This window comes from Arsenophonus sp. aPb (genome assembly GCF_029873475.1).
In the GTDB taxonomy this organism is placed as follows: Bacteria; Pseudomonadota; Gammaproteobacteria; order Enterobacterales; family Enterobacteriaceae; genus Arsenophonus.
The window spans coordinates 2,092,118-2,105,524 of record NZ_CP123499.1 but is presented as its reverse complement, the minus strand read 5'-3'; the positions used below and the strand labels follow the sequence as shown (position 1 = coordinate 2,105,524).

The 13,407-nt window shown below is 39.9% G+C and carries 5 protein-coding genes and 1 pseudogene; 3 read left to right on the top strand and 3 right to left on the bottom strand.

Translation table 11 applies throughout. The features are described 5' to 3' along the window. Window positions 1–8: 8 nt before the first annotated feature. Window positions 9–581, top strand: coding sequence for a UbiX family flavin prenyltransferase (locus tag QE177_RS09395; RefSeq protein WP_280552258.1), 573 nt, complete (start codon window positions 9–11; stop codon window positions 579–581). Here the strand turns inward: QE177_RS09395 and QE177_RS09390 are convergent. Next, window positions 574–1,494: a TIGR01777 family oxidoreductase gene (locus QE177_RS09390; protein WP_280549050.1), complete on the bottom strand. Its 921-nt coding sequence runs from the start codon at window positions 1,492–1,494 to the stop codon at window positions 574–576. The genes QE177_RS09395 and QE177_RS09390 overlap by 8 nt on opposite strands. 874 nt (window positions 1,495–2,368) lie before the next feature. Here QE177_RS09390 and yfcD point away from each other — a divergent pair. Both yfcD and QE177_RS09380 read left to right on the top strand, forming a co-directional pair. Continuing rightward, a complete protein-coding gene (gene yfcD, locus QE177_RS09385; RefSeq protein ID WP_280549048.1) occupies window positions 2,369–2,923 on the top strand; it encodes an NUDIX hydrolase YfcD in 555 nt (184 codons plus the stop codon). A 342-nt stretch (window positions 2,924–3,265) separates the two neighbouring features. Then, window positions 3,266–3,887 (top strand): annotated as a pseudogene (locus QE177_RS09380) (hypothetical protein). Window positions 3,888–4,127: 240 nt separating this feature from the next. Here the strand turns inward: QE177_RS09380 and QE177_RS09375 are convergent. After that, window positions 4,128–8,588 carry a SpvB/TcaC N-terminal domain-containing protein gene (locus tag QE177_RS09375; protein ID WP_280549046.1) on the bottom strand — a complete coding sequence of 1,487 codons (4,461 nt, stop codon included), beginning with the start codon at window positions 8,586–8,588 and terminating at the stop codon, window positions 4,128–4,130. A gap of 64 nt (window positions 8,589–8,652) precedes the next feature. After that, a complete protein-coding gene (locus tag QE177_RS09370; protein WP_348519929.1) occupies window positions 8,653–13,407 on the bottom strand; it encodes a neuraminidase-like domain-containing protein in 4,755 nt (1,584 codons plus the stop codon).

Below are 13,407 nucleotides of genomic sequence, written 5' to 3'. Positions count from 1 at the left end.
CAAAAATGATGCAGAAAATTATTATCGGACTAACAGGTGCCAGTGGTGCGATTTACGGTATTCGTTTACTCGAGGTTTTACGTTCTGTTGCTGATGTTGAAACCCATTTAATTGTTAGCTCGGCCGCCAAGCAGACGTTAGCATTGGAGACGACTTATAGCTTACGTGATGTTCAAGCAATGGCTGATGTTGTTTATGATAATAGGGATATTGCTGCGGCCATTTCTTCTGGCTCATTTATTACTTCCGGTATGATTATTATGCCGTGTTCAATAAAAACCTTATCTGGCATTGCTAATAGTTACAATGATACATTAATTGCGCGTGCGGCTGATGTGATTTTGAAAGAGAAACGTAAATTAATATTGGGTGTCAGAGAAACACCTTTACATCTAGGCCATTTGAGATTAATGATGAATGTTATAGAGATTGGTGCGATAATTTTTCCACCGATGCCGGCTTTTTATCATCAGCCAGAAACAATACAGGATATTGTCGATCAAACTGTCAATCGCGTATTAGATCAATATGGTATCACATTACCCCAAACGTTGTTTACTCGTTGGCAGGATGCTAAGTAATTGTCTCTTCCGATGAAGTTAGCAGTAATGATTCTAACGCTTCTTTTAAGTCAACATAGTGAAATTTAAATCCAGCTTCTTCAAGCCGCTTTGGTATAGCTTGCTGTCCACTTAACATCAATGCGGCCGATTCTCCCATAATCGATTTAATAACAAATTCTGGCGTTCTAATCAGTGCAGGGCGATTAAGAACTTCAGCCAGGATGGCACTGAACTGGTCATTATGAACGGGATAAGGAGAAGTAATATTAAATGCGCCAGATAATGCAGGTGTCACAAGTAGGTAAAAGATAGCATTGACCACATCATCAATATGGATCCATGGAATATACTGTTTCCCTTTGCCTATTGGCCCGCCTAATCCGGCTTTAAATATCGGTAACAATTTCTTTAGCACACCGCCTTCTTTTGCCAGAACGACTCCGGTTCGTAACAAACAAACGCGTGTTTTGTCACTTTCGGCTTGTAATGCCAAGGATTCCCATTTTTGGCATAATTGGTTGGTGAATTCGGCATGCGGCATATCAGATTCAGTGACAACGGCTTGTCCCTGATCACCATAATAGCCAACTGCGGAGCCAGAAATAAAAGTTTTTGCTGGTTTTTTGCTAGCCTTAATCAGTTGGCTTAAGCGTTCTGTCATTTTCCAGCGGCTTTCACACAGAATTATTTTTTGTTCTTTAGTCCAAGGTTTATTTGCAATTGGCTCACCGGCAAGGTTAATAATAGCATCAAAGCCATCAAGATTATCAATCTCATTTAAGTTTGTCAGACAATCAACATGACGACCAAATAGGGTGTAAACTTTTTGACATGATCGGCTCAAGACGGTAATAGTGTGTGAATGTATAACAAGCTGTTGCACCAGCCGTGAGCCAATTAAACCTGTACTGCCAGTAATAAAAATCCGCATTATCACTCCGTGGTTTTCATTTACAATATAAGTAACTATAGCATTGATATTTAAAGAAACAGCAGATAATTAGACTGTGATTATTATCAATAAATTGGCTAGAAAGATTGTGACCAATTTATTGGTTAATAAAACTTCGCCAAATTTGGTTAATTAATATTATTGGCGTTGCAATTGTTGATTTTTAGTTATTTTATTATTAAATTAAAACCAAAACAAATTAAATAATGAGTTATCTAATAATGGTTTATTCATATTGCTTATAAGATTATTAAATTAATGCTAAAAATCATATTAGTGAAGTTTATTTATTTTAATTTTTTATGAAAAGAGAATTATATTCATCAATAAGTTCATTGTGAAAAAATTTGTTGTTTTACAGATTATTAATGTATGAAAATGAAACTAAAGGTGCAATGCCGATATAATAATAGCAATATTTTTATTAATTACTATTGATATTGGTTGTTATTTATAAAAAACCAGATTGTAGATAGAAGTAATTAATATTGAAATAGCTAATATATTCCAGTTATTTTCTATCGTTTTATTTAGCGGCTAAAATGAGTCTATCTTATTTTTATATTTTGCTAAATTAGCGCTTATTATCATTTTATTAGAGGTTATAAAAATTAATAGTTATAATTTTATGCCTAATTGAGTTGTTTATTTCATTTATCAACTACCATTACCGTAAAGGCTTTTGTATCTGCTAATAACAGACTATGATTATTTAAGCTGTAGTTAAAAAATGTGGTGCGAAAAATGCGCAGATGGCTATTTAAGTTTGAGACTTGGTTTGCATCAAAATGTTACTGAGTTTAGACTCAAGTAAATAGATTGATGACCGCTTAATAATGAGAAAGGTTTTAAGATGGGACAAGTAATAAGCGAAGTAGTTGATGCAGAATGGATTGATATTGTTGACGACAAAAATAAAGTAATTGCCCAGGCGACGCGCCAGCAGATGAGAGCAGAGAATTTGCGTCATCGAGCGGCCTATATTATTGTGCATGATGGGATGGGCAAAATTTTGGTTCAACGTCGTACCAAGACGAAAGATATTTATCCTGGTTTACTAGACGCAACCGCAGGTGGAGTGGTAACCCGTGGTGAAGGTATGCTGGCTGCGGCAAGGCGAGAAGCAGAAGAAGAGTTGGGAATTGCCGACGTACCTTTTGCTGAGCATGGACTTTTTTATTATGAAACCCCTAAATGTCGGGTATGGGGCGGCTTGTTTAGCTGTGTTAGTCATGGCCCTTTTGCTTTACAGGAAGCAGAAGTGCAATCGGTTTTTTGGTTGACGCCAGAAGAGATTAATGCACGTAGTCATGAATTTACGCCCGACTCACTGAAAGCCGTTTCACTTTGGTTAGCTCGCAATAATAATGAGTTGCAAAAGACTAAGTTGTGCCAGAAGGTTGATTAGGCATCAGCTAGCACTTATAAATCATGGTATAGAACTATAGCGGTAAACTTTACTCAGCGGTGATTTATCAATTTTATTAGTGATATACTGTAATATTATATGGCAAGAAATTTTATGCTTTCCTTTCTACGTACCAATAAAACATGACGCTATTGTCGCTGTATCAGATATGCCACTCAGACACGCATGCTGCTCCCAGGAGTCAAATTTTTGTCATCGTTTTTCAGTTATATTCGGATTATATTTTAGTTACACTCTGTTTATATTTCGTTCATATTGATGATAGTATTGTCATACTGATACTATGATAAACAACAAGGATGTTGTCTTATGAAAGATAAAATGACTGCTATCATGATGCTGGCTGCTACAGTGATTACTGCTACTGCGCAAGCCAGTGATATAAATATGTGGCGGGAACCCGCGCCTGTTGTCAAAGAAGGTAAATTTTTCTCCGTTATTCAAGACCGAGGAACTTTGCAAAAGGCAGTTAAAAGTAGCAATAACGAATTTCTTTTTTCAGAAAAAGGGGCAGGCGTTAAGCCGCTAGTACTCATTGGCTCACCGGTGGAGATTTTTGAATATCTAAAAAAAAAATGAAACCTGTGGCATCGAAAACCATCTACAGGAAATCCATGAAATATACATGGGTATTACAAGGTACATACCGCGTAAACGTTTTAGTGGACTTTTCCCGTTGCAGGATTTTTTAGTTCAAACCCTTGCTCAGGTACTTAAATTTGTACCTGCCGGGACGGTTATTACCGATGCAGCTGGTATTCCTGCGGATCTTAAAGAACTTTATAGCATTACAAATTCGCTTAAGAGTAAAGAAAAATTCGATGGTGATATACTCTACGTAAAATTTAGTTATCTCCCAGAAGATGGAATGCAAAAAATTGCTAGCCGCTCGGTTAGTTTTGGTCGTGTATTACGCTTGATGCAGAATAAAAATTACCGGTAGAGTCTGTCAAAGTTGTGAAAATGGCGTTTATGGTTAGCAAAGTCAAAATCTGTTTTATAGATATCTTGACTATGAATTTTGTTGCTAGGATCTCAGCAATAGTGAGCATTCTGATAGCAAGGTTTTGTGCATACTTCCGCGAAAATGCCATTTCATCCATGAAAATCTCTTATTATCTGGTAAGTAATAGCATATTATCTTTTTTATTTTAGATAATATGCTATTGGTTTGAGCAAATGACTAATTTGTTAAATCGGTGGCAGTATCATTTTCATCTTCACTGACAGTGCACCAGGGATAATATTGTTGGCGTCGCTCATAGCCCTTAGCGGTAACCGTTCGTATTTCCCGCCCTAACGGATCGTAATAGTGAGTGTCAGCAAAGTAGTCATCACGGCCGCTATCATCAATAATATAATGCCAGCTATTGCTAAAAAAAGGTTGATATTGGCGAACAATTAACCCCTTATTATCATATTCTACCCGGCCGGTGACTGCCCATCGGGTGCTGGTAGGCGCTTGTTTTGCTGTACCACGTTTATTTTTGGCTAAATTGCCAGCTTTTGTGACGATGTAAGCATCACCTGCGGGAACCCTTAGTGCTGTTTGTAGCGAGCGGCCGGCGCCATCAATAAAGTTAATTTGTTGTCGTTGCTGCTGTTGAACATCAGGATAATAACGATCAGTGGTGACAGTTAAAATATAGGGAGGTTGCCTTTCAGTATCATTTGCAAACTGAGTGTTATCTACCGACGTTTTGTTATTACGTAACCAGCGTTGATAACCAATAACATTGATATTACCTTTTTCATCAATAACTTGCTTATAGTCATAGGATGAATTTGTCACTATTGAGATGATCGCTTTTGTTGCCGGTTTCATCCATGCTTCTGGCGCATAGAAGTAAAATTGGGCGACAGGTTGGGGTGATGGCATAGACAATGCGGCATCGATTGAGTCAGGCGAAATAAAAGGAACGACATCCGGTGGCGGAAATCCCGCCGGCTGTCCTTCTTCTGTGCCCCAAATTCGACTGGAAGAGACGCGACCAAAGGCATCAAAATTGGCATAACTGATATTATCATTAATATCAATTATGCGATAAGGGGTAAGAAAACGGTAATCATAATCCGCATGTGTAAAGTAGCCGGCAGCATCAGTGGTACTCAACACGACACAGTAATAGGTATCCCATTGATAATCGGTTGCGCCGGTTAATAATGAATGTCGTTGAAGATAAGGGCAATAAAATCCTTCTGCACCATAATATTCACTATAGTTAAGTCGTGTTACCCAAATATTTTTATTTTCTTCTCCTGGACGTGGGAATAGGTATTCGGTTTTGATATATCCTGCATTGGTTAGATATTCTTCAATTTCTGCCTCGGTGAGTACCGGCTCAAATGCTGCTAAACTTAGTTGATCAAACTCGGCTTGTTCAGTAAAGGCAACTAAAGCCTGAAGGGTAGGAACCGATATTAGTTTATTTTCTCCACCCGCGAGGTAGTAAATTTTACTTTGTCCGGCATACTCGCGAGGGGTATTTTCACTCAATATACCATCGGGATTTAATAGTGATTCTAGCGAAAATCCTTCAGAGGGCACATCACTGGCTGGCAAAGTGATCATATCTGTCCGTTGCACATCTGGAATATTTAACCGCCATTGTTCTTGGGTTTTTAAATTGTGATAGCGGATTTGATTTTCACTAAGGCGTAATAGTTGTTGTTGCGGATCATAACTCTGTTCAAAGGCACCGTCTGGCAACCAGAGCGAAGGGGGTATTATACTGCTTGGTCGACGAGGATAATTGATGGCAACATTATGGATTAAGGTGCCGTTGTCATCAAAAGCAAGATTAACGTTTTGGCTAAAGAGTGGATCTTCTGCAATACGTTCATAATTGTAATCCCATTGTTCCAAAGACATTGGTGCCATTGCTAAGCCAGTTTTGGCAGTTGTGACAGCAGGAATTTGCCTAACTTGATAACGGTAATAGGTAACGCTGTAAGGATTTTCGGCGTCAGCGGCATGATCTAAACCATAAAGTTCACTGCGTAATGGACTACCTTTTAATGATCGATAAGCCCAGAATTTTTGCTGTTCATCAGGCGAGCTTATCGGAACATCCTGACCTTGTTGATATTGGGTGAAGCGGGTATTACCGACTGGAAACGCCTGTTTATCCCCTTGCCAATATTCGCTACTGAAAGACACTTCATCATTAGTATTACCGATATGAAACCATTGGCGTAAAAGTGATGGCATGCTACGTTGATCGGTATTGCCGGTTGCGTCTTCGGTTGAATCGACAATATCGACGCGACCAAAACCACGAAATTCGCGCTTTATACCATCATACATACCATGAAAATAATTAACACTTTGGCTAAAACAACTCATGGTAATTTCATCAAGCTGGTTAATCTTATTGAGCAGTTGAATGGGGAACGGCAGGTGACTGGCATAGCTTTTATTTTGTTCGATTGCTTGTTGTTTTTCATCCAACCAAAATTGGACGGAACTGCGATAATAAAGACTGCTATCGGTACCACAATTATTATTTTGCCGATTAAGTAGGTAAGGTTTTTGACTAGCTAAATCATAACGCCAGTGCTGTTGTTGCATATGCGGTATGCTCAAGATCAAACTGGCGACGCCTAAGCCTTGAATATCAGCAATCCACAACTGACAGGTATCATCATAGGCCACACTGTTAGGTAGCGATATGGTGAACGGTGCGGCGAAGCTATTGCCTGACTGATTCATGTAAATCAACAGGTGATCGGACATTAGATAGATAATATCGGTTGTGCCGGAGCCATCTAGATCGGCTAAGTAGAGTTGTTTTGGATCAAAGCTTTCTGACGGTTGTTGAAAGCCGCTAAGCTGAATCGGGGTACCAAATAGACCCTGGCCAAGGTTAGGCCAGCAGGTCACTTCATTATGGCGAATACGGATTAAATGTTGCTGACCGGAACCTAATAGATCACTAAAAGCGACCAATTGGCGCTCATCTCTGCCAATAATTGGTAACTCTACCGACGGGGCTTGTGGACAATTGACCGCAGCGGCAAAACTTATCCGCTGATTGGCATAAAAACGCACACTTTTAGGGCCAATTAACGTAATGTCCGCTAATCCGGCACCGGTAATATCGGCAAATTGGGCTTGGTTATTTTGTAATTCGTTAGGAATAGCCAGCAGTGGAATATAATCACTCCAGCTTCTATCTGGATGTTGGGCATAATAACCACTAATATTGATTTGGTTTACAAACCATTCCAGCCGTCCATCACCATTAATATCCATTAAAGAGCCACCATTGAGTAGGGTGGGTATATTAGGTAACTGTTGTGGTGGCGAATAAGTAATTTCATCGGTTTGTGATTGGCCACGTATCGGGTCACGATAGTACCAGGCATAATTATCTTCATACAAAATACCGGCAATGCCTTCACCATACAGATCAACCAGATAGTATTGTTGTTGATCTTTCATGCTATTAAATTCGATTAAGGGTTGCCAATCTTGAGCGGGCGGTGGACCAAATAGTTGATAATCAAATTCAATCGGTGGTAACAATAGCGAATTATTTTCATCGTGGGCCAGTTGCCGGCAACGGATTAACTGGCTAACGATGGCTTGTTGATCATAATGTAACTGTAAACGACGAACCAGTGTTGGTGGTCTATTTTCGTGAGGTAAGCCTTGCAGTTGTTGCAGGTCATGAAACATTAATACTTGTTGGCATAGACGACGAGTGCGAATTTCAAAACCATATTCAAAACGTGAAAAAGGATCTTGCCGCATAGACCACTGTTGTTGTGGCAGAAATTCAGGCGCTTGATCGGTTTGATTACTACGCTCGCCATAATCCAATATTAGATAAAATAACCAATCGGTTGGTGATGGTATTGTGTCGGTTAAACTATACAGTGGTGCATAGGCGCTCAGGTTACCGTAACTTACCGTCGTTAAATATCGCTGTGCCGTGGCTGATGGATGTTGGAGCCGTTCCTGCTCAGAAGTTCCTGCGTCATTTTCCGCTTGATATTGATATAAAATGTGCTCTCCGTTAGGTGAAACTGACTCTTCTAATAACCATACGGCAATGTGTTGCTGTTCTTTAGGATCAAAAATTCTGGCATTAGCTGATTTACCTAAGCAGTGGATCTGCCCATCCGGTGAGTAGATCAACCAGAAAGGCATTTGGCTGGATTGCACCGCTACGGGTTGCCAGTATTCGATCCGTTCGGAGCCAGTACCAATGCGTGATTGATATTGGGTAATTTGATAGTTTTCGGTTAGTTTTATATTTTGCCAGCTATCTTTTTGATAACGGATAGGTTGGCCTGCTTGATCAACGGCGACAACTAATACTTCATTATCTACACCAATAAAGATATCTTCTAGCTGATAAAGCGGCCGGCCGTGACTGGTTTGACGACGAATAGTGAGTAAAGGGATATCCCATCCCAGACCAAAGGCACTATTACCAGAGCCACTGTTATAATTTAAGCTCAATGAAGGCGCATAACCGCGACCACTGGAAATAGGTAAAGGTAGCGTAATATGCACCATACCATCAGGCCCTGGTGTGCCGATGGTTTCTCCCATGCCTTGTAAGCTTCCGCCACCTTTCGGTAAGGAAAGGGGTGCAATAGATAATTTATCTTGATTATTTGGATTATCTGGCATTTTAAACTCCCATAAGGCCCTATAAAGGGCCTAACGAAATTAATTAAACGATAGAAAATAGTGATTAACCGTTATCACGAATGGTGTAACGAATATGTAAGATGATATCGGTCAGACTATTTAATAAGGCTTTCTGTTTTTCGGTTGCATTCGGGAATTGTAAAATTAATCCTCCTTGATCTTCGATTGGGATCCCCTCAAAAGGCAGATATTTACTGTCGTTAAAATCCAGTTGGAATTGACCACTATCATTAACACCGCGAGAAATAGCAATAGCTTTACAGCCATTACTGAGTTGTAGACTACCTGTGTATTCCAGCACAGCTTGTATATCTTGATAAGGGCCAAGTAGCGCAGGTAACGACACACTAATTTGTTTGATACGTCGGATGTTACCAAGATTAAGTTCACTGGGGTAGTCATCCTGTATTTTTAAATCGGCAATTTTGATGGCGGCGGATAAGGTATTTTGATCCAGACTGACATTATTATCCTCATTCCCGACCGGCTCGCTACTTTCGCCATTGATCAGTTTGCGAATGGTCTCTCGTAAATCAAATCCATCGGGCATATCTTGATAGAATTCAGCCAAAGAAACGGTACGGTCAACATCGAGTGCTCTGGCTTCCCATCTCAGATAGGCTTCTTCCATGGTGATTAAATTTAGCATCAAGGCTTCACCACACAGTAAGCCGGCATAAGTACTTTGCCAGGCGCCGGGTTTTATAAATTGGCTAGATTGATTGGTTTCCCACTGGAATGAACTTTGTGCGCGTAAACAGCGAGCAACAACCAAATCATAGAATTGGAAATAGATGGCGGATAAGCGACCGCGCAGCCAGTTATACAAGGCATCATTAGTGAACTTGTTTTTCAACAAATTAAATTGGTCTAAGGTATTGGTTTGCTGCGTTGCCAGGTAACTATATTGTTGATTAGCCGCGGTGATGCGTTTTTCTAGTGCGGCTAATTGGGCGGTCAATTGTTGCTCTTCATAGTCAGCAGTTTGATACATTTGCTGCCAATCTTGACGACGACGACGATAGATCTCTGATTGTGTCGTTTTATCGGCACTAGTCAAAATACCACTGGCTGCGGTTTCTATACCTAAGGCTACCGCAGTAGGAACCGCGCCATATTGCATACCACCATCTGCCAAACCAAAGATATTGGGTGCCAGATTAGCTAACGCGGCAGCCATATAGAGAGGTTTGCTTGTCGTCATTAAAGCATCGGCGGCGATATGTAAATCGATAACTTTTTGTTCGCCCGTATTGATATTCTGATCATACAGAGCTTTATAGTGATCCTTACGCTCTTTGGCGGCGGTGATGGCAATTTGTAATGCTTTTTTTTCCTCATTTAATTCATCTTGGGTGGTTTTTTGCATTTCCAGGCTTTGCTTAGACAAGGCTAACCCTTGGGTTTGCAATAGCATTGCCATTTTTTCTGCATCTTGTCGTTCAATAATAGCAAGCAAGCCATTACCGTATTGGGTAAGTTGTGTCACTACCCCTTTCGCACTTTCAAGTGTTGGAGGGAAACGATACAAACCCAAAGTAATATCGGTTGGCAGTGGGATACCTCCTTGCGCATGGGCAACCGCGGCACTTAATAGATCGGCTGGATTAGCTGGCGTGGCAAACAAGGGTAAAGAGAGCGGTTTACCATCGATGGTGAGATTGTGACGTAAGTTGTACAGTTTTTGTATCAATGTTAGGCGTAGCTCTTGCCATTTAGTATTTTTTTCAGGTTTAAATATTGTGTGTTCTTCTAATTCAGCAGCATTTTTTAGCGTCGGATTTTGCCAACTAGAGGGTAGAGATACTTCATCTTCCCCCATCAACTCTAACGCTTGTACATACCACATTTTGGCTTCCGCTAAGGTATCGCGCTCTAATTGACGGTAATCCTGATCACCACGGGCGATGAGTAGCTCTATCATATTCATTAAAGTGGATAACTTATAATGCATCGGATCGGCTTGGGCAATCGCGTCGGGATCAGTGATATCATCAGGCACTTCATTCCAGCTAGTATCCTCCAGTAATGGACGCGTATTCCAGTACTGATTTTGTTGACCACGATCATAACCTGATGAGCTAAAAATAAATTTTAACCAGCTGGCTGAATCGGCAAAATTTTGTTCTTGCATCAGGCGTTTCATTACTAGCATTGGCCCGTAATAGAATAACTCCCAGAAATAGAGCGCATTAGAACCGGCAAAGTCCATCGGCACGGTTTGATTATCTATTTCAGTACTGAAAAAACTTTCGACATTATCGATACTTTGTAAACCAGGGAAGGTACCACCGTTGTAACTGGTATCCAATTGCCACTCTTTTTTATCAGGAACTTTTTTAAATAAAATTTTATTCTGTATGCCTTTCTGGTATTCCGCTTCTAAATAGAGATTGTCTTTATTACCATGGGCATCATTATAACGATTAAGGAAGCAGGTCACGGTAGTTGGCTGGTCACTCAGTTCACCGGTGTAAATTAGTAATGAATCACTACTCTCCCAAATATCGGCCTCTTTTAACTTAAAGATTTTATTGCTGCCATTAGTCAGTTCATCGTAGGGTTTTAGCGTCAGGGTTACTTGTACACCAGTACGTGGCAGGATAGGCTCTGGCATATATTGGGTATCGAGGCTTAATAAGATATCAAGCCCACGATCAGCGCGAGAAGTCAGTTCTTTAGCAAATAGCGTATTTAAGCGGACTTGATAAATACCGCTATGCTTTTTCGGCGTGCTGGATTGATAAATATCAGTTAACCCGCCTTCCAGATATTGTGCTTTATTACTGGCGGTTTTCAGTAATAGCGGTTGAGTATCATCGGCAGTTTTTCTTGCTAGTGGGATATCATGTGTTACTGAACCTAAGTTGCCATTATCTCTATCTCTGACCGAGATGGTTAATTCTATGTTTGATGCGTAAGAGTTTATGTATTCATTTATATCAAAGTTCCATTCTTGATTTGCTAATATCATGTTCCAAGTACTATCACCATTAACAATTTCTTTAGGCTGAATCGGAACAATAAGTCCGCCTACAATAGCTCTGGGCGCTAAAATATATTTATAGGGTCGTTGAATAAGCATAGTTGGTTCAGCATTACCATCTACGGTAAATACCTGGCCATTGGCTTGAGTGTAGATTTCCGCAAGAGTGGAATTATCTGGCGCATCAATCACATCGGTTTGCCAGTTATTAGAATTCTGTTGTTTATATGGCAAAACAATACCATTAAAGGTACGCATAATAGAGCTAGCGAAAAAGGAGGTGTTATTTGTATAGGTGACTACGGTGTATTTATTAGCTGCCAATTTTAGTATTGCAGTGAGAAAAACAAATTTAGTCGGAAAATTAGGTACATTATAATAATTGACTATAACCTGACCGTAAGGAGTTGTCTGATATATTTGCTGTAAATGATCCATGAAGAGATCTAAATCATCATCACCAGTATTTAAGTAATGGTTGTCCTGTCCTTTGGCTTCAATACGGACAAGAGTGCCATATAAAGTGTATTGATCACTGGTATTTTTTGTTAGCAATAATTGGCTTAAGCCCTGTGATAACGGTGCAAGACCACTGGGTATAGCAGGGGCAACAGAATGAATAGTTGCAATAATATTAGGAGGAACTTGGACTTTATCATATTCGACAAAGGGTGCGGGTACACCAAGATAGGTGGTGGTGTCTAATTCACGTTTAATAACTTTTAGGCTGAGGAAATAATTTGTTTGCTCACTGTTATCATGGATAAGAGAAAAATCTTGGGTAATTTGCCAAGCTTGCCCCTCAGGAATAGATGCTTGGTCATATTTTTCTTGCTTTTCGTACAATATGACTAACATATTTTTTTTAGTCAGGTCACTACTAACAAATAAACCCACTTGTTCATGGATGTCAGGGTTATCTTTGTTTAAAAGTATAAGAAGTCCATCACGGATGTCGAGTGTGGTGTATGTATATGGCGTGCTCCAATTACCATCGTACAATAGATGTGAATGTTTTAAATCATAAGTGTATTCGGGGATAGTCTCTTGTTTGGTTTTTTGTGGTGTATCTTTTTTCTCGCTATTAATTTGTCGCTGTTCTAGCCAAAATAGATATAAACGTGATTTATAGATCATTGGCCGAATAAGGTTGCGATACGGTTTGGCTGAGGCGGTAATGGCTTGCCATTCACTCCAGGCATCAGCAGGAAACCCTTGGTTGATAAACATATCATGATTAAGGCTACGCCAAGAATAAGTAGGAGAAGCCTCTTGGCTGGCACCAAGAAGATAGGTTAAACCTGTTTCAACATTCAATTCATTATGATAGCCACTGATTATGGTTAAATTAGCAACTAATTCAAAATCCGTCAGGTAGTTATGATAAGCTTGTTCAACGATATCACTGGTTAATTGGCTTTGATTAATTGTTTGTAGCAGCTTATTCATCATCTGGGTTTGGCCAATCCGTTGGGTCGGATTAATATAGTTTTCTGGATAGTAGTCCAGTTCTCTAATACCAGCCCAGCTACTGTAACGGCGATTATATTGCTCCCAGTTTTGGAAAAATGGCCGTTGTAGTGCAGAATAATTTACCCCAACTTCATGTTCCGGCTGCTGAATACAACGGTTAATATAGAGTTGCACACTAGCATTGGCTGCGGCTATCTGGCTGGTGGTAACTTGATAACTGTCTTGGTTATCGATTAGCAAGTAACTATATAATTGATCTCGATTGGTAAGGGCAAGACTGTTATCGGCAACATGTTCGAGATAATAATAAGATTGTGCGCTACTTAGATTTTCAGCCAG

Bases quoted from the DNA above. Each gene is read 5' to 3' on its own strand.
- QE177_RS09395 (WP_280552258.1), top strand. From the start codon at position 9: ATGCAGAAAATTATTATCGGACTAACAGGTGCCAGTGGTGCGATTTAC.
- QE177_RS09390 (WP_280549050.1), bottom strand. From the start codon at position 1,494: ATGCGGATTTTTATTACTGGCAGTACAGGTTTAATTGGCTCACGGCTG.
- yfcD (WP_280549048.1), top strand. From the start codon at position 2,369: ATGGGACAAGTAATAAGCGAAGTAGTTGATGCAGAATGGATTGATATT.
- QE177_RS09375 (WP_280549046.1), bottom strand. From the start codon at position 8,588: ATGCCAGATAATCCAAATAATCAAGATAAATTATCTATTGCACCCCTT.